This window comes from Streptomyces niger (assembly GCF_000718305.1).
Taxonomy (GTDB): domain Bacteria; phylum Actinomycetota; class Actinomycetes; order Streptomycetales; family Streptomycetaceae; genus Streptomyces; species Streptomyces niger.
Map to the genome: position 1 here is coordinate 1 of NZ_JOFQ01000007.1, position 25,817 is coordinate 25,817.

The 25,817-nt window shown below is 74.3% G+C and carries 18 protein-coding genes and 3 pseudogenes; 8 read left to right on the plus strand and 13 right to left on the minus strand.

Translation table 11 applies throughout. The annotated features are described in order from the left end of the window. Positions 1-302: 302 nt before the first annotated feature. The 11 genes from IF20_RS14305 to IF20_RS14355 all read right to left on the minus strand — a co-directional run bounded on the left by IF20_RS14305 (position 303) and on the right by IF20_RS14355 (position 14,294). A complete protein-coding gene (locus IF20_RS14305; protein WP_052865543.1) occupies positions 303-1,334 on the minus strand; it encodes a rod shape-determining protein in 1,032 nt (343 codons plus the stop codon). 130 nt (positions 1,335-1,464) lie between these two features. Continuing rightward, positions 1,465-1,980 (minus strand): hypothetical protein, encoded by a 516-nt coding sequence (locus IF20_RS14310; protein ID WP_234426673.1) that lies wholly within the window; start codon positions 1,978-1,980, stop codon positions 1,465-1,467. A gap of 169 nt (positions 1,981-2,149) precedes the next feature. Beyond that, entirely contained in the window at positions 2,150-2,983 is an 834-nt protein-coding gene (locus IF20_RS14315) for an FkbM family methyltransferase (RefSeq protein ID WP_052865905.1), read from the minus strand. Next, positions 2,980-3,240, minus strand: a complete 261-nt coding sequence (locus tag IF20_RS14320) for a Trm112 family protein (RefSeq protein ID WP_052865906.1) — start codon at positions 3,238-3,240, stop codon at positions 2,980-2,982. Before IF20_RS14320 ends, IF20_RS14315 begins: the two co-directional genes overlap by 4 nt. Continuing rightward, a complete protein-coding gene (locus IF20_RS14325) occupies positions 3,237-4,298 on the minus strand; it encodes a DMT family transporter (RefSeq protein ID WP_407702495.1) in 1,062 nt (353 codons plus the stop codon). Before IF20_RS14325 ends, IF20_RS14320 begins: the two co-directional genes overlap by 4 nt. Further along, a complete protein-coding gene (locus tag IF20_RS14330) occupies positions 4,295-5,047 on the minus strand; it encodes a class I SAM-dependent methyltransferase (protein ID WP_052865544.1) in 753 nt (250 codons plus the stop codon). The genes IF20_RS14325 and IF20_RS14330 overlap by 4 nt, the downstream gene beginning before the upstream one ends. Then, positions 5,044-6,432: a condensation domain-containing protein gene (locus IF20_RS14335; protein ID WP_052865545.1), complete on the minus strand. Its 1,389-nt coding sequence runs from the start codon at positions 6,430-6,432 to the stop codon at positions 5,044-5,046. Before IF20_RS14335 ends, IF20_RS14330 begins: the two co-directional genes overlap by 4 nt. Beyond that, positions 6,429-11,237: an alpha-(1->3)-arabinofuranosyltransferase domain-containing protein gene (locus IF20_RS14340; protein ID WP_110944163.1), complete on the minus strand. Its 4,809-nt coding sequence runs from the start codon at positions 11,235-11,237 to the stop codon at positions 6,429-6,431. The genes IF20_RS14335 and IF20_RS14340 overlap by 4 nt, the downstream gene beginning before the upstream one ends. Further along, on the minus strand, positions 11,234-11,959 hold the full coding sequence (locus IF20_RS14345) for a class I SAM-dependent methyltransferase (RefSeq protein WP_052865907.1): 726 nt from the start codon (positions 11,957-11,959) through the stop codon (positions 11,234-11,236). Before IF20_RS14345 ends, IF20_RS14340 begins: the two co-directional genes overlap by 4 nt. Positions 11,960-11,967: 8 nt before the next feature. Beyond that, the gene (locus IF20_RS14350; protein ID WP_052865546.1) at positions 11,968-13,152 is read right to left on the minus strand and encodes a glycosyltransferase family 4 protein; all 1,185 of its coding nucleotides are present in this window, start codon (positions 13,150-13,152) and stop codon (positions 11,968-11,970) included. 107 nt (positions 13,153-13,259) lie between these two features. Next, positions 13,260-14,294 carry a DUF3068 domain-containing protein gene (locus IF20_RS14355; protein ID WP_052865547.1) on the minus strand — a complete coding sequence of 345 codons (1,035 nt, stop codon included), beginning with the start codon at positions 14,292-14,294 and terminating at the stop codon, positions 13,260-13,262. 348 nt (positions 14,295-14,642) lie between these two features. Here IF20_RS14355 and IF20_RS39175 point away from each other — a divergent pair, with 348 nt between their 5' ends. Together IF20_RS39175 and IF20_RS14360 are read left to right on the plus strand one after the other, a co-directional pair. Beyond that, complete coding sequence (locus IF20_RS39175) at positions 14,643-14,789, plus strand: hypothetical protein (protein ID WP_199896599.1); 147 nt, start codon at positions 14,643-14,645, stop codon at positions 14,787-14,789. 7 nt (positions 14,790-14,796) lie between these two features. Next, positions 14,797-16,023: a PucR family transcriptional regulator gene (locus IF20_RS14360; RefSeq protein WP_234426654.1), complete on the plus strand. Its 1,227-nt coding sequence runs from the start codon at positions 14,797-14,799 to the stop codon at positions 16,021-16,023. Here the strand turns inward: IF20_RS14360 and IF20_RS14365 are convergent. After that, the gene (locus tag IF20_RS14365) at positions 16,016-16,639 is read right to left on the minus strand and encodes a mycothiol-dependent nitroreductase Rv2466c family protein (protein ID WP_052865549.1); all 624 of its coding nucleotides are present in this window, start codon (positions 16,637-16,639) and stop codon (positions 16,016-16,018) included. The genes IF20_RS14360 and IF20_RS14365 overlap by 8 nt on opposite strands. A 226-nt stretch (positions 16,640-16,865) precedes the next feature. After that, positions 16,866-17,285 (minus strand): annotated as a pseudogene (locus IF20_RS39925) (MarR family winged helix-turn-helix transcriptional regulator); the annotation flags it as partial. A 96-nt stretch (positions 17,286-17,381) separates the two neighbouring features. Here IF20_RS39925 and IF20_RS14375 point away from each other — a divergent pair. The 6 genes and pseudogenes from IF20_RS14375 (at position 17,382) to IF20_RS14405 (ending at position 25,815) form a co-directional block, all read left to right on the plus strand. Then, entirely contained in the window at positions 17,382-18,401 is a 1,020-nt protein-coding gene (locus tag IF20_RS14375) for an NADP-dependent oxidoreductase (protein ID WP_052865550.1), read from the plus strand. Between the two features lie 315 nt (positions 18,402-18,716). Beyond that, positions 18,717-19,145 (plus strand): organic hydroperoxide resistance protein, encoded by a 429-nt coding sequence (locus IF20_RS14380; protein WP_052865551.1) that lies wholly within the window; start codon positions 18,717-18,719, stop codon positions 19,143-19,145. 641 nt (positions 19,146-19,786) lie between these two features. After that, positions 19,787-20,782, plus strand: a pseudogene (locus tag IF20_RS14385) (LacI family DNA-binding transcriptional regulator); the annotation flags it as partial. A gap of 380 nt (positions 20,783-21,162) precedes the next feature. Further along, positions 21,163-22,830, plus strand: a complete 1,668-nt coding sequence (locus tag IF20_RS14390) for a sugar ABC transporter ATP-binding protein (protein WP_052865552.1) — start codon at positions 21,163-21,165, stop codon at positions 22,828-22,830. A gap of 13 nt (positions 22,831-22,843) precedes the next feature. Continuing rightward, positions 22,844-24,774: pseudogene (locus IF20_RS39930) on the plus strand (ABC transporter permease/substrate-binding protein). Positions 24,775-24,876: 102 nt separating this feature from the next. After that, on the plus strand, positions 24,877-25,815 hold the full coding sequence (locus IF20_RS14405) for a ribokinase (protein ID WP_052865555.1): 939 nt from the start codon (positions 24,877-24,879) through the stop codon (positions 25,813-25,815). The last annotated feature ends 2 nt before the right edge of the window (positions 25,816-25,817 follow it).

Genomic DNA, 25,817 nt, shown 5'->3' on the forward strand with positions numbered 1-25,817 from the left:
AGACGGCATACGAGATCATGCCTAGTCTCGTGGGCTCGGAGATGTGTATAAGAGACAGACGTACGAGTGCGTGCGGCGTACTCGTGCGGGCACGTATGCGCGACACGTAGGCGCAGCGCGTCCTGGGCGTGACACGTGCGGGGCAGTGCGTCGTGAACGTGGTGCCCGAAGCGCGGCACATGGATGCCGGCGCGGCCCCTCAAGGGGGCGTGGTCTCCCCCTACGAGGCGCGGCCCCTTCGGCTCACGGAGCCCGCGAGCCGACCGGCTCGCGGGCTCCGCTGCGTTCACGGGGGCGCCGCTTCAGGGGGTCAGTGGGGCCAGCTCCAGTGAGGAGACCTGGCCCTCGATCATCGCGGCCAGCCCCTGTACGGCGCAGGTGTCCGGGCGCTCGGCGACCTGCACGGGCATCAGCGTGCCCTGCCGGATCATCGGCTCCAGGCCCGGCACCAGCGCGCTGCCGCCGGCCAGCATGATGCCGCGCTCGGCGAGGTCGGCGACCAGGTCGGGCGGGCAGCGCCGCAGTACGTCGCTGATGGCGTCGAGGACGCCCGTGAGCCGGGCGGCGATGGCGCGGCGCACGCGGTCCGGCTCCACCCGGACGCAGCGCGCCTCACCGCTGACCACGTCCCGGCCGTGCACCTCCGTGGAGCCCGGTTCGGGGACGCCGTCGCGGGCCAGCACCACATGCAGCGGCCGGACGTTCTGGCTGGCCACCGTCAGCTCGTGATGCAGGCGCAGGTGCTGGACGACGGCGTGGTCGATGGCGTCGCCGCCGACGGGGACCGTCTCGGCGGCCACGATGGAGCCCAGCGACAACACCGCGACCTGGGTCGTTCCGGCTCCGCAGACCACGATCATGGTGGCTTCGGGCTGCTCCACCGGCAGGCCGCAGCCGACGGCCGCCGCCACCATCGTGTCGACCAGTTCCACCCGCCGGGCGCCGAGTCCGGTGAGCGTCTCCACGGCGGCCCGCTGGGTCAGCGGCTCGCTACCGGAAGGCAGGCAGACCGCCGCCCGCATGGTGGGCCTGCGCCGCCACGCGCGGCGCAGTTTGTCGCCCACGAGCTGCCGCAGCAGCCGTTGGGCCATCTCGATGTCCACGATCGTGCCGTGGGAGACCGGCCGGACCACCCGGATGTGGTCCGGGGTGCGACCTGCCATGTACTCGGCGCGGGCGCCGACGGCTATGAGCGCGCCGGTACGGCTGTTGACGGCTGTGACGGTCGGTTCGTCGACGATCAGGCCGTGGTTCTTCACGTACACCCGGGTGCGCGCCGCGCCGAGGTCGACGGCGACCGAGCAACGACGCAGTTGCGCAACGCTGGTGGTCATGGGTTCCTCCGCGGGTGGGCCGATTGGGGCAGGAGCGGCAGCTCACCTCTCGACCGTCATCCTTCTGCCGTACGCCTCCGGCTGCCCGCTGAACGGGGCCGTGCGAGGGACCCCGACGCCGCCCGCAGCCCTACTCGACGAGGCGCTGCAGCAGGCCCCACGTGAACTCCGCGATCCGCTGCTTCGGGGGCCCGGAAGGCCCCGGAGCAGCGAATCCGAGCCGCCAGCGGCTGGGGGCCGAGCCCTCCATCGGGCGGGCCGGTGGGAACGCGCGTGCGACCTCATCGACCGTGCAGCACCACGGCTGGAGGTCCTCGGCCGTTCGGAGTACGGGACCCGCCGCACCCGGGGCGCGCACCAGCCACTCGTTCCACACGCCGCCCCCGGGGGCGGTCAGCACCTCGAAGCGCAGATCGGGCCAGAGCGGCACCGGCCAGGTCAGCGCCCGGCAGGTCAGGTCGCCGATCCGGCGGGCGGTGTCGGACTCCGGGGGCCCGAGCACCGAGCGGTACCGCTGGAGCCCGCCGCGCGACTTGGGGGAGCGGCTCATCGCCTGCCAGCGTCGGTTGGCCTCACGCATCTCCGGACGGGTCACGCCCAGGGTGTGCAGCGCGTCCTCCACCAGTCCCGGCTGGTGGTCGGCCATCCGGCGCAGCAGGACGAGCTGGAAGCCGAGCCTGCCGGGCACGCCGAGCGGGCCCTGAGCGTGTCCCTCGGGCTCGTGCAGGCGGCTGCGTGGCGGATGTGACCTCCCGCGCCCGCCGGGGCCGGAAACGTCCGTGCCGGGCCCCTCGGCGGGCTCTCCGGGACCGGGCTCATGGGTAGGGGTCATGGCGCACATCGTCGCGCAGGAGAGGGCGCGTCGCGGCCGGGTTCGTGCGGTACGCCCGATCCCCGGGGCCGTGGCCGCGTGGCAGGAAGAGTACGGAATTGACGTAGCGGCGGTGCGGCACGAGCGTGCGGCGCACCAGCCCGTGCTCCGCCACGTAGGACGTACGGGCCTGATGCCCCGGCAGGTCGAACGCTGCCAGCGGCAGCCAGCGGTCACCGGGCAGCACCCAGCCCCGGTAGTCGCGCACCGCGAACCACTCCAGTACCGGCCCGAGCGGCTGGATGCGCGTCTCCAGCTCCACGAAGACCGCCGGCCGGTCCCGTTCGACGGTGCGCTCCGCGCCGTGCAGCACTGCCGGTTCGCCGCCGTCCACATCGATCTTGATCAGCGTCACGTCGGAGAGTTCCAGCTCGTCCAGCGTCAGACAGCGGACCTCCAGGGCGCCGCGGTGGAGCCTGCGGCGCACCAGGGAGGACACGCCGCGGTCCCCGCGACCCCCGGGGGGTAACCACAGCGTCGCGGTCCCCGAGCGGTCGCCGGCCGCGGCCACCACCACCTCGACGTTGTCGGGCGTCACGGTCCGCAGCAGCCGCGCCAAGTGCGGCACCGGCTCCAGGGTGACGACCCGGTCGGCACGGCGCGCCAGATGCCGCGCCCAGGGCCCGTACCAGCCGCCCACGTCCACGGCCGTGCCGCCGGGCCGGCAGAAGTCGGAGAGCCGGCGCAGCTCGGGCTCGAAGCGCGGGTAGAGCAGCGTCGCGGTGGCGGAGACCAGCCGGGGCGGCAGGTGCGGCGCGAGCCGGGCGGCGAGCGTCACGGCCGGCCCTCGCCCTCGGAGGAGCCCGCCGCCCCCGGCGTGCCGCCGACCGTCTGCATACGGGCCAGCAGGCGCTCGTGCTCCTCGGCGGAGACCTGCTCCCCCGAAGCGGGCAGCAGCTGCGGGACGCCGTCCACGATGGGGTAACGGCGCCGCAGCCGCGGGTTGTAGAGCGCGTCGTCCGCGGCTATGAGGGCCAGCGGCCCCTTGTCGAGCGGGCAGGCGAGGATCCGCAGCAGCGGGTCGTCCGGCTTCATGTGGCAGCTCCCTGTGACGCGTCCGGTGGCGGGAAGGTGTCGGCCGACGTGGGCCGGCGGGTGACGGAGACGGTACGCCCGGACACCACGGCGGGCGCCGGTGCGGGCGGCTCGGGCACCGGCGTGGGCGGTGCCGGGCGCCGGTCCATGGCGAGCAGCGCGGCCAGCGCCAGGGCCGTACCGCCCAGCCGCAGCGCCAGCCGTACCGGGTCGCCGGGCAGCGGCTCCCCGAAGGCGACCGTGCCGCAGACGACGGCGAGGACACCGCTCACGGCCGAGCACACGGGAACGAGCAGCGACGCCCGGCAGCGCTGCAGCGCCGCCTGCGACAGCACCAGCCCGGCCGTCCCCGTGCACAGCAGCAGATACGGGTACGGCGTCGCGCCCGAAGCGGCGAGAAGGGCGAGCGCCGCCCGGACGTCCGGCAGCCGGCCCGTTCCGGTGCCGGCCGCGCCCGCCACCTCCGGCAACCCCGCCAGCCCCTTGATGGCCAGCGAACTCACCCCGTAAAGCAGCCCGATCGCCACCCCATAGGGCACGCCCGCACCGGCCGCCCGGTGGCGTCGCCGGGCCCGGCGCCCGGCAGCCGCGTACAGCCACAGCCCGGCGGCGAGCGCGGGCAGCGCGCACCACAGCAGCGTCCCCGTCGGGGCCGTGCGGCCCATCTCCGCCGCGTCCGCGCCGTGCAGCGAGACGGCCACCATCACCAGCGCGGCCACCACCGCCACCGTCGCCAGCCGCTCGCGCCCGGTCGTCCGCTCCCCGAGCACCACCGAGGACAGCAGCAGGACCAGCACCAGACCGACCGCGAACAGCCCCTGGGCGGCCGCGACGGGCAGCGTGCGGTAGACCACCAGCTGCGCCGCGAAGCCGGCCACCAGCGCCAGCGAGCCGGCCAGCCACAGTGGACTGCCCAGCAACTGCCGCACGACCCGGAACGGGTGCCGGACGCTCAGCGGTGGCAGCCGGCCCAACGCCCGCTTCTCCAGGACGAATCCGCAGCTGTACAGGACGTTCGCCAGCAGCGCTGCCGCGATGCCCCACCCCGGCACGGTCACCGCTCCGGCCGGCGGGCGTGCACCAGCAGGATCGACGCCAGCGACGGGATCCGGCAGGCCAGCCGGTCCACAGGACGCAGCGGGCGCGGCACATCGTGGTACGGCGCGCCCGCCATCCGTACGACCTCGAACCCCGCGGCGGTCAGGAAGCCACGTAGCGCACGGGCGGTGTAGAGCCGGAGGTGGCCGACGACCTGACTGCCCGGGCGGCCGTGTATGCCACGCAGGCTCACCTCCGAGAACACCGGCTGCACGCCCGCCAGCAGCAGGCCGCGGTTGTACCAGGCGGCGAGGTTGGGCGTGGAGAGCATCAGGTGGCCGCCGGGGCGCAGGACGCGCCGCAGCTCATCCAGGGCCGCGTCGGGATTCACCAGGTGCTCGACGACCTCACTGAAGAGCACCGCATCGGCCGCCCCGTCAGCGAACGGCAGCCCCGCGCCGGACAGTTCGCCGCGCACCACGAGGGGCAGCCGGGTCGCCGCGCGGCGCAGCGCGTCCTGCGACCAGTCGACGCCGATCAGGCGGTGGCCGGACAGGTACGGCAGCGCCGTGGCCGCCGCGGTGCCGTCCCCGCAGCCGATGTCCAGGACGGTGGCCGGGGCCCGCCCGCCACCGGCCGGGCCGAGCGCACGCGCCAGCATCAGCGCCTGCCGCCGCCCCCGCTCGGCCCCGGAGGAGACGGGCACCAACGGGTCCTCGTAGAAGTCGCGCAGGCCTCCGGGGCCGTGCCGCGCACCGGTCGTGGTCATGTGCCGCTCCAAGAGGTCGCCGTGAGAGCTTCTTCGAACAGCGCGCACAGCGCTGCACCTGATGTGTCGTCCAGCAGCGCCCGGGACCAGCGCAGCGTCAGCTGGATCCGGCCGCCGGTGGCGAGCGTCCCGAAGGACAGCCCGCGCGGCATACGGACCGGCGCGGAGAACCACACCCCGGTGGCCCGGCCGCCCATGGCACCGAAGTCCAGCGGGTAGGGCAGCCGACCGATGTTGGACACCAGGGCGGTGGACGTCCAGGGCGCGGCGGCGGCACGCGCCCCACGGGTCACCGCGGCCCGCCCGCCGACCGGCAGCACGGGAGCGGTCAGCAGGGCGCCGGCCCGGCCCAGTTGGGGCCCGGACGCCGACTTGAGGGCGCGGGTGCGGGTAGCAGTGGTACGCAGCAGGCGAGCCACCACGGCCGGCTCCGGTGGCCAGGCGACGGCGTTCCGCGCCGCGCCCGGTGGGCCCGCCCCGAAGTTCACGGAGACCAGCCGTGTCCCGTTGCCGAGTGGCATTCCCGCATCGCGAGGCCGGTCGTCGACGGGCACGGTGAGGACCACGGGGGCGGAGCGCGCGCCGTGCACGTGGTTCCAACGCGTCACCGAGAGGCAAGCGGCCACGAGAAGCTGGTCGTTGACGGTGTACGGGGCCCGCGCGCCGGGGACACGGGGCGGTCGGACCGGTACGGGCAGTTCGGTGAGGAGCATGCCGTTCCCGGGCGCTGCGCGACCGCGGTCGGCGGCCACCCGGGCCGGACGGCGCGGGACGAGGCGTACCGCTGCGGTGCTGCCGCTGGAGCGCCGTACGCCCTTCTGCACGGCGCGTACGGGTGGTGGCGCGGGGGAGTTGTCCGCGCCCCCGTACAGCTCGGCCGTGGTCGCCAGCAGGCGTAGGCAGGACGGCGCGTCCAGCGCGGTGTGGTGGGCGATGAGGAGCAGCACGGTGCCGGGGCCGGTGTCCTGCCCGGCCGCCGCTCCCTGAGCGATCACCTCCAGCCGCACGGGTGGGGCGGCGTCCAAGGAGGGGCACTCGGCGAGCGCCCGCTGCCGGGCCCGGCGCAGCGCCTCGGGGCCCGGCTCCGGGAAGGAGACCGGGTCCCCATCGGGCGCGTCGGCCGGCTGCCACGTGTACCGCCGGTGCCACCAGCGCACGGGGGCCTGCCGCAGCAGCGCCTTCGGATGCCGTGCCAACGCCCGGCCGAACGCCTCCCGAAGGCGGGCGCCGTTCACGTGGCCCGGCAGGTGCGCCTCCACGTGCACGGTCTCCGGCTCCGCCTCCTGGGTGCAGTGCCGGGCGATCTCGTCCACGAGCGGGAAGGGTGCCGGCCGGAGGGCGCGCGGGGTGGGTTTCGGCGCGCGGACCGGGTGGAGGGCGGTCATGCGGTGGGCCCCTCTTCCTCGGGCGGTTCGCTCGTGCGCTTCTTCCGACGAGGCAGCGGGGGCCGGCGTCGGGGCTGGTCGGGAGCGGTCGGCCGCTCGGTGGCAGGCCCCTCGACGGCCTCCCCGGTGTCGGGTCGGCCGGCCTGGCGCTGCCCGGCCTCGGGCGCTTCCGCTCCGGGCTCTCCGGAGGCGGGTTCCTCGGGCGGCACGGGCGGCAGGACGGCCGTGTCGTCCTCGGATCCGGGCGGCACCGCACCGCCGGCCGACGCCGGCTTCTCGTCGCCTTCCCCGGCCGGGAGCGGCTTCGTGGCGCCCTCCCCGGCTGCCGGCGGCTCGGCTGTGGCAGGGCTCGCACCGGGTGCGCTCTCGGGCGGGGCGGCTCCCTCGGCCGGGGGCCGCTCGGTGGGGCTCTCCTCGGCCGGGAGCGGCCTTGTGGCGCCCTCCTCGGCCGTTTTCGGCTCGGTGGCGGGGCTCGCATCGGGTGTGCTTCCGGCAGGGGCGGCTCCCTCGGTCGGGGGCCGCTCGGTGGTGCCTTCCCCGGTCGGGAGCGGCTTCGTGGTGTCCTCCTCGCCCGTCTTCGGCTCGGCTGTGGTGGGGGCCGCTTCGACCGCTGTCCCCTCGGTCGTGTCCGCCTCGGGTGGCCGGAGTTTTCGGTGGCCCGGGCGGAGCGCCGCGGGCCACAGGCGGCCCGGCGGCACCGTGACCACCGCCGCGGTCAGCGCGAGCAGCGCCAGGCCCTGAGCCGGGGCGCTGAACGGGCCGCGGCCGAGCGAGGCCGGGAAGCCGGCCCCGAAGGACGCGGCGACACCGGCTGCCGCCATCGCGAGGAAGGCCAGGGGCGCGAGCAGCGCCGGGCGGCCGCGGGCGAGCAGCGCGAGCACCGGCACGGCCACCGCGAACGGCCCGGCGACGAGCGCCAGTACGGCGGCGAGCACGACCGTGCCCAGCACCCCCCAGGAGGGCGCGGGCGGCGGCACCGGCACTTCCGCCGCCTCGCGGCGCCGCCCTATCAGGGCGCACGCCGCGACCAGCAGGACGCCGACGGCCCCGGTGACCAGCGCCACCCGGTACTGCGCGGCCGGCGCGTAGTACAGGTGCACCGTCCCGCCCCCGCCGGCCGGGACCAGGAACGCCTGCTGCCAACCGTCCACCCGTACCGGGGTGAGCTCGCGGCCGTTCAGGAGCGCGTGCCAGCCGGCGTTGGCGTTCTCGTACGTCTGGAGGTACACCGCGCGCCCCGGGCTGATGTACGCGTCGCGGCTGTCGCCCGACCAGCCGGCCCCGGCGATGACCCGGCGCGGGGCGACGGTCGTCGGCTCCGGAGTGCCGCGCCGGAGGGTGATGTCGGTCAGCGCGAGCGGCCCCTGGTCGCCCGCCTCCACGCGGTGCCGCCCCGCGGGCAGGGCGACCCGGCCGCCCTCGGCGCGGCACAGCTCGACCTTGACGGGGCGGCGCTGCACCAGATCACGGACCGGCCCCGCGGCCTTCGTGGCGTACCGAACGCCGTCCACGGTGAGCTCGGGCCCCTGGCCACAGGGCAGCGAGAAGCGCGCGCCCCGATGGGGCGGCGGGGTGCGGTACTTCTTGAGTGCGGGGAGGTAGACCTCGCTGAGGCCGACCGGAAGCTGGAGCGGCTGCCCCGCCACGGGGTTGTGAATGGTCAGCGGCTTGACCTTGGAGATCGTGAGGTCGAGGCGGTCGGTCGTGATCGGGTCGAAGCGGGCCATGCCGTTCTCGTCGACGCCGGCGGTCGCCGCACCGTAGGGCGAGTTGATCAGGATCTGTTCGGGCCGCGTGGAGATGCCGCCCGCGGCGGGCAGCACGATGGTGTCGATCTTCTTCTTGCCCGGCCAGCGCAGGTGCACCGTGGGCTTGTCCCCGGCGACCCAAGCGGTGGTCAGGTCGCCGTCCACGAGGTTGCGGGGGCTGAGGGACTGCCCGGTACGGCTGGTGGAGTCGGCGGTGACGGTGATCCGGTCACGCTGTTCGGGCGCCGCCTTCGTGAGCAGCGCGTCCAAGGCGCGCCCCGGGACGGCCAGCGCTTCGGCGGAGACCCGGTACACGGCATCGGCGCCCGTGCGGAACTGCCGGTGCAGGCCGGTCTCGGCGGACACCGGGGAGAGGCCACCGGGGTCGCTGCCGCGGTGCAACGCGTACGTGGTGGCCGGTGCGTCCGTGTACTCGGAGTCGGTGGGCACCTGGAGGAGCCGCGTGACCCGTACGCCGGGGATAGTGACCTCCGAGATGCCGGCCCCGGAGACGCCGGCGCGCGGCAACTGGGACCCCATGATGGTGACCTTCAGCCACTTCGCCCGCCCCGCCGGCGCCCGGACCGATTGGCGCGTGCCGTCGGTGCGCAGCTGACTGACCGCGCTGCCGCGGTCGGTGGAGACGCGGACGGCCGTGGGAGCGGCGCGCAGCCCGTCGCCGGGCAGCGGGGTCAGCGCGAGCGTCGCGGGGACGTCCACGGGCCGCTTGAAGGCGACCTTCACCCACTGGCCGACCGGATCACCCGCGCTGCCCTCCGCCCAGGCGGTGTCCGGGTCGCCGTCGAAGGCGTGCACCGGGTCGTACTGCGGCAGGTGGAAGAGCCAACTGCCGCTGGAGGACGCGGTGACCGAGCGGGCGCCGCGCAGCACGGCTGTCGTCTGGTGCTCGATGCCGTGGACGGGCAGGATCTGGCGCGGCGGGCGGCCGGGGTCCTGCACACTGTCCGGGCCGTTCCGCTCGCGGGCGGTGTACGTGTACGACGTGTTGGTGTTGACCAGCCCGAAGCGGGTGTCGGTGCGGCGCAGGCCGTCACCGGTGAGGTGGAGCGCCGGGGCCTCGACGCCCGGGAGCGCGTCGCCGGTCAGGACCGTCGGCCGGTCGCGCAGCGCGGGGTCGGCGGCGAACTGCAGCAGCGCTTCGGGGCCGCCGCTGAGCCGCGCCGCATCGGCCGCGGCCCGGGCGGTGACCTTCCCCGGGCGCGGCGTGTCCTCCGGCTCGTAGATCTCCACCGCGCGCTGCCTCGGGTACAGCCCCTGAACCTGTATCGGGGTGCCGTCGGCGATCCGGCCGGCGGTGGTCAGCGGTCCGAAGGCGGCCACCTTGCGGTAGCCGGAGGACACGAGGGCGCGGCGGACGGTCTGCGGGGGGACGTAGCCGATCTGGTCGGGGTCCAGGTCGTTGCGTACGACCACGTTGTACAGCCCGGCCCGGCTCAGGAAGCCGCGCAGGCCCGGTACTTCGGAGCCGGTCATCAGGGCCTGCTCCACGGCGTCCATCGTGCGCCGCGAACCCTTCGTCCCGAAGGGGACGAAGTCGCGCTGCGCCCAGCGGGACTCGGCGAGCACGTCGAGCGGCTGGTCGATGGGGGAGCCCCAGGTGTACAGGCCGTGCGCGGTGGCCGGGACGACCAGCGCGCGGTCGTCGGGGCTGTGGTCCACGAGCCAGTCGGCGGTCCGCTGCCAGTAGGCGGGCAGTTGCTTGAAGGCACCGGGCTGCAGGACCGTGCCGTTCAGGTAGGGCAGCGCGAGAGCCGGCAGCAGAAGCAGCGCGACGATCAGGGGGACGTACCGGCCGCCGGGCAGCGGGCGGCCGGCGCGCGGCCGGGAGGCCAGGCCCGTGAGGTGCGCCAGCCCGAAGGCCAGCGCGAGGGCGAGGCCGGGCGCGAACTTGTAGACGTTGCGGAACGGCTGCAACGGGCCGTCCAGCCAGTCCCGCACCATTTGGTGCAGCGGGCCGCCGAGGAAGCCCCCGTACCCGGCCAGCGCGATCGCGGCGACGACCAGCACGGTCAGCAGCAGCCAGCGCCGCTCGGGCAGGTCCCGGCGGGCCAGCCCGGCCAGGCCCAGCGCCGCCGTGAGCGCGGTGCCGACGACCGTGAACACGCCCGCCACCAGCGTCCAGCCGGCGGGCAGCCAAGGCTCCCCGAAGTTCAGGTACGCGACCCAGTTGCCGGCGCCGCGCAGCAGCTCGGTGGCCGACATGGTGCTCGTGGTGGCGTCGGCCTGCTCCACGTACGGCATGAAGTTCTCGCCGTGCGCGCCCAGGAGGAGCAGCGGGAGCGACCACCATGCGGTGACCAGCAGGACGCCCGGCAGCCACCAGCCCAGTAACGTCCACCGTCGCGAACCGGTACGGGTGAGCACGTACAGCAGCGCGGGTACCAGCGCCGCGATCGTGCAGGCCGCGTTGACGCCGCCCATGAAGGGGATCAGCACCGCCGAACGGGCCGCCGCGAGGCGCGTGGTGCGGCGCGGGTCGGCGAGCGGCAGCAGCACCCAGGGGAGAACGGCGCCGGGCAGCGCGGCGGCCGAGGTGGACCCGATGACGATGGTGAAGGCGGGCCACAGCGCATACGTGGCGGCCCCCAGCAGCCGTGAGGCGGGGCTGCCCACCTTCAGGCGCTCGGCCAGTCGCAGCGCGCCCCAGAAGGCGGCGGTCACCACGAGGGACAGCCACAGCCGTTCCGCGATCCAGACCGGCAGGTGCGCCAGGTCGGCCAGCGCGTAGTACGGGAGCATCGGGAACGCGTAGCCGATGTACTGGTCGGCGAGGCCCCCGAAGCCGGCCCGGTCGTGCCAGAGGGACCCGAGGTCGGCGAGGAACTTCCACGGGGCCAGCGCCACCCCGAGCTTGGTCTCGAACGTCATCCGGCCCGGGGACGGCGCCAGGAAGGCGAGGAAGGCGACGGCCCAGAAGGCCAGCAGCCAGCTCCGCCTCCGTGGCCGCTCCGGTGGTGGCCCCTCGGGTGCGGTCGTCGGAGTGCTTCCGGGAACGGGCGAGCCCGGAGAGCGCGAGGTGGCGAGCGTCTGGGTCATGGCAACCGCCGGAGTATGAGAAGGAGGTTCCAGGTGGCGACCTCGCGCACGCCGGGCAGGCGGGCGACGGCGCCGGCCAGGAACGGCGCGTAGCGGGACCGGGCGGCGAGCACCTCGACGTCCCGGCGGGCGCGTACCTGGCGCAGCGTGGGCCCGATGTGGAGCGCGAAGAGGTTCTCGCCGAGCGTGTGCTTGGGGCTGCGTCCGGTGCGCCGCCGGTAGCGGTCGCGGGCCCGGCGCGCCCCCAGGTAGTGCCAGGGCGCCGTCTCGTGGCCGCCCCAGGGGGACAGCCAGTTGGTGAAGGCGACGTAGATCAGTCCGCCGGGGCGGGTGACCCGCACCATCTCACTGAGGAAGGTGTGCGGGTCGGCGACGTGTTCCAGGACGTTGGAGGAGAAGCAGACGTCGGCCGCGCCGTCCGCGAGCGGCAGCAGGTAGCCGTCCGCGAGCACCGCGCCCTCGGGCGGGGCGCCGCGCGCGTACAGCTCGGCCGGGTCCGGTTCCAGGAGCACCGCGAGCGCACCGCGGCGGCGGAACTCCGCCGTGAAGTGCCCGGCGCCGCCGCCGACATCGGCCACCACGGCCCCGGACAGCGGGACGTAGCGCTCCAGCTGGTCGGCGGCGTCCCGGGCGAGCAGCCCGTAACAGCCTTCGGGGTCGGTCTGCTCGTGCAGGAACGCGCGGAAGAGCGCCGCGGACCTGCGCAGCGAGGGATCGCGCACCACGTGCGTCACCTCCCCGGCGCCGTGCGGACGGCCTCCGCGGCCACCGCGCGGAAGCTGCGGACCGTGGCGCTCCAGCGGAAGCGTGCGGCGCGCAGCTCGGCCGCGCGGCCCATCGCGTGGCGCCGCTGGCCACTCAGGGCGAGTGCGCACCAGTGGGCGGCGAAGGCGCTCTCCCCTCGTGCGAGCAGGCCGGTGACCCCGTCGTGCACGGAGTCCCGCAGGCCCGGTATGTCGAAGCCGACGGCCGGGGTGCGCCGGGCGGCGGCCTCCATGACCACCAGGCCCCAGCCCTCGATGAGCGAGGGGTGCAGCAGCAGCCAGGCGCGGCACAGCAGTTCGTGTTTCTCGCGCTCGCTCACGTGGCCCGTGAAGCGGACGCCGGGGCCTGCCAGACCCTCCAGGCGGCGCCGCTCCGGCCCGTCCCCGACGATGACCAGGCGGCCGCCGGTCACCGGCCGTACGCGCTCCCACAGGCGCAGGAGCAGGCCGATCCGCTTGTACTCGACGAGTCTGCCCATGGCCAGGAACAGCGGTTCGGGGGACTTCGGGAGCAGCGGGCCGGGCTCCTCGACGCCGTTGTGGACCAGCCGGATGCGGTCCCCGGGTACGCCGAGGTCCCGCAGCGCGCCCGCGGTGGAGTCGGAGACCGCGACCATCAGATTGCCGCGGTGGGTGCCGGCCAGCGCCCACCGCTCCAGGCCGCGGCCCAGGCGCGCTGCGGGGGCCGGGTAGCGCAGCCCCCAGAGGTCGGTGTGGACGTGGTTGACCAGGCAGAGGGTCGGTCCGCTGTGCCAGAGAGGGGCCAGGTAGGGCATGCCGTTGCACACCTCCACCAGTAGGTCGCAGTCGCCGACCTGGCGGGCGAACTGTCTGCGGACGCGCAGGAAGTGACCGGCGTCGCCACCTGCGGAGACCACCCGGTAGTCGCGGTGTGCGGCAGGACCGCCGCACAACAGCGTGACCTGGTGGCCCAGGGCGGTGAGCCCTTCGGCGAGCCGGTCGACGAGCAGTTCGGAACCGCCCGCCGCGGGGTTGCCGAGGTCGCGGCGGGCGAGGAAGACGATGCGGCGCGGCGAGGGTGGCGTGGCCGCGTGGGACGGCCTGCGGGCGTGCGGACGCACCGGCTCGTGCCAGGGGCGTACGGGCTCCAGGGCAGGGGCGTGCGGCAGCGGGGGCACGTGCTGGGGCATCTGCGCTCCAACTCGTCTCAGGGTGCGGTACCTAGGGTGGGGGACGTACTGCGTACTGAGCCGTGCGGAACGAGCCGACCGGAAATCGCCGATGGCCCGTCGGGTCGTCAGTGTTCGCCGCGCGCCGTGCCCTGGCCACTCACCGGAGTGACAAATTCCGGCCCGTCTCCGTCCGGTTGTTCGTCACCGCGCGCAGCATCGGGGCGCGGTCGCCGTCCGATCGCCACCAGCACCGCGCCCGCCAGGGCCAGTACGCCGCCCGCCCCGGCCGTCCACGGGGGGACGGTCTCACCCACCAGCCGCAGCTTCCTGGCGTCCGCGCTCGCCAGCGCCACCTGGGCGCGGCGGGTGGCGGGCGTGAAGCGCAGCCGGCGGCCGTCCAGCAGGGTGACCACGTCCCGCTGTCCGCCGGGCACCCGCAGCGTCCTGCGCGGCGAGACCGAGGCGTCGATGATGCGACCGGTGCGCCGGTCCACGACCAGTTCGATCCCGGCGTTGGCGTACCACTCCTCGGCCTGGATCTGCGGTTGCTTCGGCCGACCCACGAGCTTGCCCGGCACCTGCCTGCTGCCCGTCCTGGCCGGCGGCACCGACCCGGTGAACACATACCCCTGGTGGCCCGCGACGCGCCGCGTCCCGGTGTACGCCAGCGGGACCGCCGCCTGCAGCGTGTCGTCCCACCAACGGTAGGTACGCCGCTGCACATCGAAGGGGAACTTCAGGTACGCCTCGCCCTCGTAGTGCGCGGGGGACTCACCGCAGCAGTGCACCGGCGCGTTCGTCCGCCGGTCGGTGACCCAGCGCCCGGTGGTCCACAGCAGCGCCTTACGAGGGTCCTTCAGTCGCAGCGTCCGAGGGGAGTCGACGGTGGTGGACACGTTCCACACGGCCTGCCCGCTGCGCTCACTCGCGGCCACGTCGCCCAGTACGTGACGGGTGACGGTGATCCGGCCCTTTCTGGTCTCCAGGTCCTCCGTCTCGAAGTAGCGCCCGGTGCCGGTGAACACCGTGGTGACGTCCACGTCGACAGGAGTGCGCGCGGCGCGCGGTGCCACGTACCAGGCCAGCATCGCCGCCAGTACCAGCAGGAACACGCCGCTGCCGAGCAGGGCCAGGGACAGGGGTGAGGCAGTCTTCCGCATACGGGCACTCCTGTGGTGAGGCAGGGCGGGGCAGTGCACGGGGAACGACTTCGGGGCCCGGTACCCGGGCCGGCCGGGAGGCGGGTCGTACGGATACGGAGGCACGGGCCCGGGCGGGACACGGTAGCGGTGGCTCCGCCGGGGCGCGCGGCGGTGTACGGAGGCGGGCCGGAGGGAAGCCGGAAGCGGGCCGAAACCGGCCCGGAGGCGGTTCCCGGCCATCGGCCCGGGAACCGTAGGGGAGTACTTGACAGCCCGTCAACTCCCTCTCACAGTAGGCACACCGCGACAGCCGTCAGACCGGGGCCGGGCGCCGCGCCCGCCACCACGACGAAGGGTCCGCGCGCCATGCCCAGACTGCTCGCCGCCACGCTGACCTGTATCGCCGCCGCCGCGCTCGCCGCGGGCGCGGGCCTGGGGGCCGTCGCCGTGCTGAACGCCACCCCGGAGCAGCCGAACGTCCCGCTGGTCACCTTCGACCGGACCGGTGAGTGAGCGGGCGGTGACCGCCGTGGGCCCGGCCTGGCAGGACGTGCCGCGCCTGCGGGTGCACCGCTTCGCCACCCTGGCCATGGACCGGGTCCCCGCGCTCGCCGAGGAGATCCTGCGCGAGATCCGACGCGAGTTCCCGCAGCTGCCGGTCGTCCTGGACGAACTGGGTGAGCCCAAGGCGCTGGTGGGCATCCGCCGGGCGCTGGAGCACTTCGTCACCCACGTCGCCGCGGGCGAGGAGCGCCCTCAGGCGCCCCCACAGGACTTCCAGGACTTCGGCCGGGGCGAGGGACAGCACGGACGCAGCCTGGACGCCCTGCAGGCCGTCTACTGGCTCGGCGTACGGCTGGCCTGGCGCCGGCTCGCGGAGATCGGCCAGGAGGCGGAGATCCCGGCCCCCGCGATGTACGAACTGGCCGAATCCGGCTTCGCGTACCTGGACGGGCTGGTCGCCCAGTCCGTACGCGGTCACGCCGAGGCCGCCGCCCGGCAGGCCGGCGAGCGGCTCCGGCTGCAGCGGCAGCTGATGGCGGAGATCCTGACCGGCGGGCCGGACGTCGCGGAACGCGCCGCCCGGATCGGCTGGCCGCTGCCCGAATACGTCGCGGTCGCCGTGCTGGCCCGGCCCGCCCGGGAGGCCGTGGCGCCGGCCGTCGGGCCCGGCGTCCTGCTGGACATGGAGCGGGAGCGGCCGTGCGTGATCCTGCCGGAGCCGGACGTGGCGGGCCGCCACGAGCTGCTGGCACGGGCCACGTACGGCTGGTCGGGCGCGGTCGGGCCGCCCGTACCGCTCGCCGCTGCCGCCGCTTCCCTGCGCTGGGCGGAGGCGGCGCTCGCTCTCGTGGAGCGCGGCCTGCTGCCCCCGGGGGAGCTGCTGCGCTGCACCGAGCACACCGAAGCGCTCGTTCTGCTGCCTCCCGAAGAGCTGATCGCCGACCTCACCCGACGCAGCCTGGCGCCACTGGAGAGCTGCGGACCCGGCCACGCCCGGCGACTCGCCGACACCCTGCTCGCCTGGCTGGAGACGCGCGGCGGCGCCCCCGAGGTGGCCGCCCGGCTCGGCGTGCACCCGCAGACCGTCCGCTACCGGCTGCGTCAGCTCCGCGACCTGTGGGGCGAGGAGCTCGACGACCCGGACCGGCGCTTCGCGCTCGAACTGGTGCTGCGCGCACGGCGCTTACGGGAGGGCGCGGCGCAGGGCGGCGGGACGGCCGTCGGGGCGCGCCGGGTCAGCTGAAGTCGAGGTCGCCGGTGCGGGTGCGCTTGAGCTCGAAGAACTTGTCGTAACCGGCGAGCAGCCGGGCGCCGTCGAAGACCCGTACCGCCTCCTCGCCGCGCGGGATCGCGGACAGTACGGGCCCGAAGAAGGCCACCCCGTCGATGTGGATCGTGGGCGTGCCGACCTCGGAGCCCACCGGATCCATGCCCTCGTGGTGGCTCTTGCGCAGCGCCTCGTCGTAGGCGGTGCTGTGCGCCGCCTCGGCCAGCTCGGCGGGGAGCCCGGTCTCGGCCAGCGCCTCCGCGATCACCGCGTCCATCTCCTCGCCACGGCCCTCGTTGTGGATACGGGTGCCGAGCGCGGTGTACAGGTCGCGCAGGATCTCCTCGCCGCGCTGCTGCGCGGCGGCGATGCAGACGCGGACCGGTCCCCAGCCCCGCTCCAGCAGCTCCTTGTACTGGTCCGGGAGGTCCTCGCGGTCCTCGTTGAGGACGGAGAGGCTCATGACCCGGAAGCGCAGGTCCAGGTCGCGGTGGCGCTCGACCTCCAGAATCCAGCGGGAGGAGATCCAGGCGAAGGGACAGAGCGGGTCGAAGTAGAAGTCGACCGCGGGCCGGCTGTTCTGGGTGGTCATGGCCTCACATTAGAGGCGCGGCGCCCTATCGGGCAGCGGTACCGGCGCCGCCGTTCGTGTCCCGCGGGTCGTCCGTGCGGTGCGCGCCATCCGTGCCCTGCACGCCCTGCGCGCCATCCGCGGCGCCGGAGCCATCCGCGGCGCCATGGCTGTCGGCGGCATCGGTGGCGTCAGCGACAGCGGCGTCGTCGGTGACGTCGGCGTCGTCGGTGACATCCGGGTCGTCCAGGCCCAGCATGCGGCGCAGCAGCTCCTTGAGCACCGTGCGCTCGGCGACCGTCAGGCCGCCCAGGGGCTCGCGGGCGAAGCCGAGCGCGGCACGCAGCTGCTGCGCGGTGGCTCGGCCCTCCTCGGTCGGCGCCGCGAGCTTGACGCGGCGGTCGGCCGGGTCGGGGCGGCGCTCGACCAGGCCGCGGGACTCTAGTCGGTCCACGATCCCGGTGATGTTCGACGGCTCGCACTTCAGGCGCTGCGCGATGCGGCGCATGGGCAGCGGCTCGCCCGCGAGCAGGCCCAGGACGCGGGCCTGGGCGCCGGTCAGCGCGTACTCGGCGGCCGCGTGCTCGTACTCCTCGTGGTAGCGGGCGACGACGGTGCCGATCAGCTCCACGACCTCAAGGGTCAACGGGTCGGTGCGAGGCGTCATACGCACGAGGATAGCGTGTTGCTTGACAACGTGAAATATTCAGGAGCATGGTTGTTTCAGTACCTGAAACATCTTCCGCATCTGGAGGCTCCGGGCATGTCCGCACTCCCCACGACCGGCCGTGAATGGCACCTCGTCGCCCGCCCGCAGGGCTGGCCGACCCCGGCCGACTTCGCCCTGCGTGAGGCGCAGGTCCGCGAGCCCGGCGAGGGCCAGATCCTGGTCCGCAACCGCTACTTCTCCGTCGACCCGTACATGCGCGGCCGGATGAGCACGGCGAAGTCGTACGTCGAGCCGTTCGAGCTGGACAAGCCGATGCAGGGCGGTGCGGTCGGCGAGGTCATCGCGTCCAACGCCGAGGGCTTCGCCGTCGGTGACCAGGCGCTGCACTTCGCCGGCTGGCGCGAGTACGCCACGGTCAACGCGAAGACCGCGGTCAAGGTGGACCCCGACGCGGCCCCGCTGAGCACCTACCTCGGCGTGCTGGGCATGCCGGGCCTGACCGCCTACGCCGGCCTGCTGCGGGTCGCGGACTTCAAGGAGGGTGACGCGGTCTTCGTCTCCGGCGCTGCCGGTGCGGTCGGTGGCCAGGTCGGCCAGATCGCCAAGCTCAAGGGCGCGTCCCGGGTGATCGGCTCGGCCGGCTCGGACGAGAAGGTCAAGGTCCTGCTGGAGGAGTACGGCTTCGACGCGGCGTTCAACTACAAGAACGGCCCGGTGAAGGACCAGCTCAAGCAGGCCGCGCCCGACGGCATCGACGTCTACTTCGACAACGTCGGCGGGGACCACCTGGAGGCGGCCATCGGGGCGATGAACCTGCACGGCAGGATCGCCGTCTGCGGCATGATCTCGCAGTACAACGCGACCGAGCCGACCCCGGCCCCGCGCAACCTCGCGCAGATCATCGCCAAGCGCTTCCGCATGGAAGGTCTGCTCGTCGGGGACCACTACGACCTCCAGCCGCAGTTCGTCGAGGAGGTCTCGGCGTGGGTGCGGTCCGGCGAGCTGAAGTACCGCGAGACGTTCGTGGAGGGCGTGGAGAACGGCGTCGAGGCATTCCTCGGCCTGCTGCGCGGCGAGAACACCGGCAAGATGGTCGTCAGCCTGCCCGCCTGATCGATAGGGCGACCGGCCTGACGGGTACGGCGACCGGCCTGATCGGAACGGTGGCCCGCCCGATCGGAACGGTGGCCCGCCTGATCAGGCAGATGGTCCACCTGATCGGAAGGGCGACCCGCCTGGCCGGTACGGCGACCGACCTGATCGGAAGGGCGACCGGCCTGGCCGGTAGGGCGAAGTGCGTCCGGATGGTGGGCCGGTGAGCCGGGCGAGGCCCCTTGCCGGTGAGGCTCTTGCAGGGGCCCGCTAGGCTCAGGACAAGCCGTCGCGATCGTGGGCGCGAGTCGCGGCGAACGTACGAGAGGAATCCGTATGTCCATCCAGCCCGTCGACGTCGTCTACACCGCTGTCGCCACGGCGGAGAACGGCCGTGACGGCCGTGTCGCCTCCGACGACGGCAAGCTCGACGTCGTCGTCAACCCGCCCAAGGAGCAGGGCGGCAGCGGCGCCGGCACCAACCCCGAGCAGCTCTTCGCCGCCGGGTACAGCGCCTGCTTCCAGGGCGCGCTGAGCGTGGTGGCGCGCCAGGAGAACGCGGACGTCTCCGGTTCGCAGGTGACCGCCAAGGTCGGCATCGGCAAGACGCCGGCCGGCGGCTTCGGTCTCAAGGTCGAGATCTCGGCCTCGATCCCGAACGTCGACGCGGCCACCGCGCAGGCGCTGGTGGAGAAGGCGCACCAGGTCTGCCCGTACTCCAACGCCACCCGCGGCAACATCGAGGTCACCCTGACGGTCGCCTGACGCGCCCGCCTCGAAGGGCCGCACCCCACTCGGGGTGCGGCCCTTCCCCGTATGCGCCGCGGGGGCGCCCTTCTTCTGAGGCCGCGGTCACCGATTCGTAGACGCGCGGTCGGCCGCGTATGCCCGGGCGACGCTCCCGCCCCCGACCCGGTCGCGGACCCGCCCCCAACCCCGACCAGGACCCTGGCCCCGACGCCGCCGGCTCCGGCCCCAGCCCCCGCCGCCGGCCCCGGCCTCGGCCCCCGTCCCGGCCCCGGTCCCCGCCTCGGCCTCGGTCCCCGTCCCGGCCCCGGCCGCGGACTTGGCCCCTGACGCCGACCAGGGCCCCGCCCCCGCCGCCAGCCCCCGGTCTCGGTCCCGCCTTCGCTCCCGGTCTCGGTCCCGCCTCCGACCCCGGCGATCGGCCTCCGCCCGCCACCGGCTCTCCGATCGTCCGAGTCCGGGTGGGTGGTCTTTTCGTTCGGCTGTTCGGTGGGCAGCATGGGGGCGGTGTGACGCAGGCTACGTGTGCGGAGTCTTGACGGGGGAGTTGTGTAATCGATTACGTAGGCGCCACGCAAAGACGTGTAATCGATTACACCGCGACCTGAGCCCCCTCCATACGGCCGGTCGCGGAGCGACAGCAGAAGGGCAATGGCGCCATGGCGAACATCAAGGACGTGGCCGAGCGGGCCGGCGTGTCCGTCGCCACCGTCTCGCGCGTGCTCAACGGCCACTCGCCGGTCGCCGCCACCCGCGACCGCGTGCTCGCCGCCGTGGCCGAGCTCGACTACCGGCCCAACAACGTTGCCCGCGCCCTGCGCACCGCCCGTACCGGCGCGCTCGGTCTGATCATCAGCGACCTCACCAATCCCTTCTTCACCGAGCTGGCCGACGCGGTGGAGGACGAGGCCCGCAGCCTCGGCTACAGCCTGGTCATCGGCAACGCCGGCGAGAGCCCGCAGCAGCAGGACGATCACATCCGTACGCTCGTCGACCGGCGGATCGACGGCCTGATGGTCTCCTCGGCCGGTACCGGCTCGCCCGTCCTGCGCGAGGTCGCGGCGGCCGGCACCCCGCTCGTGCTGCTGGACCGGGCCGTGGACGGGCTCGACGCGCCGTGCGTACGGGCCGACGGCCGCGGCGCGCTCGTCGATCTCGCCGCCCACCTAGCCGGGCTCGGCCGCCGCCGCCCGGCGATCATCGTCGCGCCGGCCGGTACCCGTACCGGCACCGACCGGCTGCAGTCCTTCCGGGAGGCGCTGCGGCCGTACGGCATCGAGCTGCCCGACGAGCGGGTCGGCTCGTCCCCCGACCTGCAGCACACCGGGGGCCGCCGGGTCATGCGCGGCTTCCTGGACCTGCCCGAGCCGCCGGACGCGGTGCTGGCCACGGACAACCTGATGGCGCTCGGCGCGATGGACGAGCTGCGGGCGCGCGGGCTGCGGGTGCCGGACGACGTGGCGTTGGTGGTCTACGACGACGTGCCGTGGTTCGCGCACACCGACCCGCCGCTGACCGCCATCGCCCAGCCCACCCGTGAGCTGGGCCGGGCGGCCGTCCACACCCTGCTGGACCGGATCGAGGGCCGACCCGCCGAGTCCGTCCTGCTGCCCGCCCGCCTCGTACCGCGCCGCTCCTGCGGCGAACCGGACGCGCCGGCACCGCACCGGGCGAAGGCGCCGGCACGCCGCCGGGCGGACGCGCCGGCGAGCCACGGGACGGACGCGCCGGCACCGCACCGGGCGAAGGCGCCGGCACCTCACCGAGCGGAGGCGCCAGCACCCCACCGGACGGACGCGTCGGCGAGCCACCGGGCGGATGCGCCAGCTCATCACCGGACCACCGAGGAGCTTGCCGCCGAGGAGCCTGCTGCCGAGGAGCCTGCCGCTGCGGAGTCTGCCCCTGGCGGCGCCTTCATCACCGCGGAGTCTGCCCCTGGCGGCGCCTCCGTCGCCGAGGAGCCCGCCTCCGCCGGCGGTACCCACCGCACTCGTGACAAGTCCTCCGATGACACCCACAACGAGAGGGGCAGCGCATGACCGGCGTCAAAGACGACGTTCCGGGCGGCCGCGAACTGCTGCGCGTGGAGGGGGTGACGAAGTCGTTCCCCGGAGTGCGGGCGTTGGACGGCGTGGACATGAGTCTGCGCGCCGGCGAGGTGCACGTACTGCTCGGTGAGAACGGCGCGGGCAAGAGCACCCTGATCAAGATGCTCTCCGGCGCCCACCGGCCCGACGCCGGCCGCATCCTGGCCGACGGCGGCCACGGCGGCCACGGCGGCCACGGCGGCCGTGCCGAGGCCACCGACCACGGCGGCCACGCCGAAGACGGTGGCGCGGGCCTGCGCGAGGTGCACATCCGCTCCGCGCAGGACGCCGAACGGCTCGGGATCGCCACCATCCACCAGGAGTTCAACTTGGTCCCGGGGCTGACCGTCGCCGAGAACATCTTTCTCGGGCGGCAGCCGCGCACCGCGCTCGGGCTGGTCGACAAGAAGGCCATGCGGGCGGGCGCGGCAGAGCTGCTGGAGCGCGTACGGCTGGACGTCTCCCCGAACACGCCCGTCGCCGAACTGGGCATCGCCCGGCTTCAGATGGTCGAGATCGCAAAAGCGCTGAGCCTGAACACGCGAATACTGATCATGGATGAGCCCACTGCCGTCCTCACCTCAGAGGAGGTGGAGACGCTGTTCGGGCTCGTCCGCGAGCTGCGCGAGTCCGGCGTCGGCATCATCTTCATCACCCACCACCTGGAGGAGATCGGCGCGCTCGGCGACCGGGTCACCGTGCTGCGCGACGGCCGCTCCGTGGCGGAGGTGCCCGCCGGTACCGACGAGGACGAGCTGATCCGCCTCATGGTGGGGCGGGACATCGCCGAGCAGTACCCGCGCGAGCGCCCCGAAGAACCGGGCGCGCCGCTGCTGCGGGTGCGCGGGCTGACCCGTCACGGCCCCAAGGGGGCACCGGTGTTCCAGGACATCGGCTTCGAGGTGCGGGCCGGGGAGGTCGTCGGGATCGCCGGGCTGGTGGGCGCGGGCCGTACCGAGGTCGCCCGAGCGATCTTCGGGGTGGACGCGTACGACGCCGGAGCGGTGGAGGTCGATGGCACGGAGCTGGCCCGCGGCGACGTACGCGCGGCCATGCGCGCCGGGCTGGGCCTGGTACCGGAGGACCGCAAGGGCCAGGGACTGCTCCTGGACGCCTCGTTGCAGGACAACCTCACCCTCGCCCGGCTGCACCGCGACACCCGCGGCGGCCTGGTGGACCGGGGCGCGCAGCGGCGCGAAGCCGCGCGGGTGGCGGGCCGGTTGCAGGTGCGGATGAGCGGTCTGGGCCAGCGCGTCCGCACCCTCTCCGGCGGCAACCAGCAGAAGATCGTCATCGGCAAGTGGCTGCTGACCGACGCCCGTCTGCTGATCCTCGACGAGCCGACGCGCGGCATCGACGTCGGCGCGAAGGTCGAGATCTACCAGTTGATCAACGAACTGACGGCGTCCGGGCGGGCGGTGCTGATGATCTCCAGCGATCTGCCGGAGGTGCTCGGCATGAGCGACCGGGTGCTGGTGATGTCCCAGGGCCGGCTGGCCGGCGAGCTGCCGGCCGCCGAGGCCACCCAGGACGCGGTGATGGAGCTGGCGCTCCAGGCCGCGCCCGGGACCACGACCAACGACGAGAGCGCGATGGAGGGCTCCGATGTCCGCTGAGGTGAAGACGGGAGTGGCCGCCGAGGCGGTGGGGGAGGCGCCGGCCCGGGACGGGTTCGGGCCGTGGTTCTCCCGCGCGGTGCTGCGGAACGGACCGTTGGGCGGCCTGATCGCGCTGGTCGTGGTGATGGCCGTGCTGTCCGGGGACTTCCTGAACGGGCAGAACCTCCTCAACGTCGGCGTGCAGGCGTCCGTCACCGCGATCCTGGCGTTCGGCGTCACCTTCGTGATCGTCTCGGCCGGCATCGACCTGTCCGTCGGCTCGGTCGCCGGCCTGTCCGCGACGGTCGTCGCCTGGGCGGCCACCGCCGAGGGCCTGCCGGTCGTCGTCGCCGTGCTCCTCGGGCTGGCGGTCGGCGCGGCGGCGGGCCTGCTCTCCGGCGCGCTCGTGGCGTACGGCAAGCTGCCCGCGTTCATCGCCACGCTCGCGATGCTCTCCGTGGGCCGCGGCCTGGCGCTGGTGATATCCGGCGGCTCGCCGATCGCGTTCCCCGCCTCGGTCAGCAACCTCGGCGACACCCTCGGCGGCTGGCTGCCGGTACCCGTCCTCGTCATGATCGTGATGGGACTGATCGCGGCGCTGGTGCTGGCCCGTACGTACACCGGGCGCGCGATGTTCGCCATCGGCGGCAACGAGGAGGCGGCGCGGCTCTCCGGCATCCACGTCAAGCGCCGGAAGCTGGTCATCTACGCGCTGTCCGGGCTGTTCGCCGCGGTCGCGGGCATCGTGCTGGCCGCCCGGCTCACCTCCGCCCAGCCGCAGGCCGCCACCGGTTACGAACTGGACGCCATCGCGGCCGTCGTGATCGGCGGTGCCAGCCTCTCCGGCGGCTCCGGCAAGGCGTCCGGAACGCTCATCGGCGCGCTGATCCTCGCGGTGCTGCGCAACGGCCTGAACCTGCTGAGCGTCTCGGCGTTCTGGCAGCAGGTCGCGACCGGCCTGGTCATCGCCCTCGCGGTGCTCCTGGACACGCTGCGGCGGCGGAGCGCGCGATGAGCGGGTACGCGAGGAGGGGGCTCGGGATGAGCAGGTGCACGGGAGCGCTCGGGGTGGTGGGCGCCGTACTGGCCGCCGTCGCCCTCAGTGGCTGCGACCGGGGCGGGGACACGGACCTGGGCCTGGCCCTGTCCACCATGAACAACCCGTTCTTCGTGGGCATCAAGGCGGGCGCGCAGGCCGAGGCCGACCGGCGCGGCGTGAAGATCAACATCACCGATGCGCAGAACGACCCCACCCAGCAGATCAACCAGATGGAGACGTTCACCAGTCAGGACGTCAAGGCCGCGATCATCAACCCGGTCGACTCCGACGCCGCCGTGCCGGCCGTCGGCGTCGCCAACCGCGCGAACGTCCCCGTCATCGCCTTCGACCGCGGCGTCAACGGCGGCAAGGTCGGCTCGACCATCGCCTCCGACAACGTCGCGGGCGGCCGGCTCGCCGCGAAGACGCTCGCCGAATCGCTCGGCGGCAAGGGCAAGGTGGCGTTCCTCGAAGGCCAGGCGGGCACCTCGGCGGCGCGCGAGCGCGGCCAGGGCTTCGAGGAGGGCATCAAGAAGTACCCCGGCATCGAGGTCGTCGCCCGGCAGCCCGCCGACTTCGACCGCGCCAAGGCGATGGACGTGACGACCAACATGCTCCAGTCCCACCGCGACCTCGGCGGGATCTTCGCCGCCAACGACGAGATGGCGCTCGGCGCCTCGAAGGCACTCGGCGCGAAGTCGGGCAAGGACGTCAAGGTCGTCGGCTTCGACGGCACGCCGGAAGGCATCGACGCGGTACGGAATGGGACCCTGACGGCGGTCGTCGCACAACAACCCGAGCTGCTCGGCAAGCAGGCCGTGGACTGGGCGCTCAAGGCCGCCCGGCACCAGCCGCTGCCGAAGGCGGTCAAGGTGCCGGTGGTGCTGGTGACGGAGAAGAACGCGGCGCGGTTCGGCGGATGACCGGCAGCTGACGCGGCAGAACGCGGCGCGGTGGACGGATGGCCACGGCGCCGCAGCAGGACATCGGGCGGCGGCACACCGCCGCCCGGCAGTGAACGAAGAATGGAAACGGCGGACGTGGACGCACACAACGACGACTACGACTACGACGTGCTGGTGGTGGGCTCGGCCAACGCCGACCTGACGGTCCGGGTGGAGCGGCGGCCGGACGCGGGCGAGACCGTGCTCGGTACCGACCTGGTCGAGTCGGCGGGCGGCAAGGGCGCCAACCAGGCCGCCGCCGCGGCCCGGCTCGGCGGCCGGATCGCCCTGCTGGCGCGGGTCGGCGGGGACGCCTACGGCGAGCTGCTGCTCAACGCCCAGCGCGCGGCCGGCACGGACGTCACGCACGTCATCACCGACCCCGGAGCCCGCACCGGCACCGCGATGATCATCGTCGGCGACGACGGCGACAACAGCATCGTGGTCTCGCTCGGGGCCAACGCGGCGCTCAGCCCGCAGGACATCGCCGCGGCACACAAGGTGATCGCGGGCGCCGCGGTGGTCTCCCTCCAGCTGGAGATCCCGATGGAGACCGTGGAGGCCACGGCCGCCGCGGCGCGCGAGGCCGGTACCCGCGTCGTCCTCAACCCCTCCCCGGCGCCCGAGAGTCTGGCCCCGGCGCTGCTCGCCGCCGCCGACCCGCTGGTGGTCAACGAGCACGAGGCACGCCGGATCTCCGGCGCGGCGGACGGCGGACCGGCCGACTGGGCCCGCGCGCTGCGCGCACTCGGCGCCCGCTCGGTCGTCGTCACCCTCGGCGGCGACGGCGCGTACGTCCTCGACGCGGCCGGCGAAGCGGCCGTACCGGGCGTGCGGGTGACGGCCGTGGACACCACGGGTGCGGGCGACGCCTTCACCGGCGCCCTCGCCACCCGCCTCGCCCGCGGCGAGTCCCTGGCGGCGGCCGCGCGCTACGCCGTGCGCGTCGGCGCCGCCGCCGTCACCAAGCCCGGAGCGCAGCCCTCCTACCCGACGCCGGACGAACTCCCCGGCGCCTGAGG

Excerpts from the sequence above, each read along its gene's own strand:
- IF20_RS14380 (WP_052865551.1), top strand. The coding sequence starts at position 18,717 with ATGTCCATCCAGCCCGTCGACGTCGTCTACACCGCTGTCGCCACGGCG.
- IF20_RS14320 (WP_052865906.1), bottom strand. The coding sequence starts at position 3,240 with ATGAAGCCGGACGACCCGCTGCTGCGGATCCTCGCCTGCCCGCTCGAC.
- IF20_RS14365 (WP_052865549.1), bottom strand. The coding sequence starts at position 16,639 with ATGACCACCCAGAACAGCCGGCCCGCGGTCGACTTCTACTTCGACCCG.
- IF20_RS14350 (WP_052865546.1), bottom strand. The coding sequence starts at position 13,152 with ATGCCCCAGCACGTGCCCCCGCTGCCGCACGCCCCTGCCCTGGAGCCC.
- IF20_RS39175 (WP_199896599.1), top strand. The coding sequence starts at position 14,643 with ATGCCCAGACTGCTCGCCGCCACGCTGACCTGTATCGCCGCCGCCGCG.
- IF20_RS14310 (WP_234426673.1), bottom strand. The coding sequence starts at position 1,980 with ATGGCCGACCACCAGCCGGGACTGGTGGAGGACGCGCTGCACACCCTG.
- IF20_RS14405 (WP_052865555.1), top strand. The coding sequence starts at position 24,877 with ATGGAAACGGCGGACGTGGACGCACACAACGACGACTACGACTACGAC.
- IF20_RS14375 (WP_052865550.1), top strand. The coding sequence starts at position 17,382 with ATGTCCGCACTCCCCACGACCGGCCGTGAATGGCACCTCGTCGCCCGC.
- IF20_RS14340 (WP_110944163.1), bottom strand. The coding sequence starts at position 11,237 with ATGACCCAGACGCTCGCCACCTCGCGCTCTCCGGGCTCGCCCGTTCCC.
- IF20_RS14355 (WP_052865547.1), bottom strand. The coding sequence starts at position 14,294 with ATGCGGAAGACTGCCTCACCCCTGTCCCTGGCCCTGCTCGGCAGCGGC.
- IF20_RS14330 (WP_052865544.1), bottom strand. The coding sequence starts at position 5,047 with ATGACCACGACCGGTGCGCGGCACGGCCCCGGAGGCCTGCGCGACTTC.
- IF20_RS14305 (WP_052865543.1), bottom strand. The coding sequence starts at position 1,334 with ATGACCACCAGCGTTGCGCAACTGCGTCGTTGCTCGGTCGCCGTCGAC.
- IF20_RS14335 (WP_052865545.1), bottom strand. The coding sequence starts at position 6,432 with ATGACCGCCCTCCACCCGGTCCGCGCGCCGAAACCCACCCCGCGCGCC.
- IF20_RS14390 (WP_052865552.1), top strand. The coding sequence starts at position 21,163 with ATGACCGGCGTCAAAGACGACGTTCCGGGCGGCCGCGAACTGCTGCGC.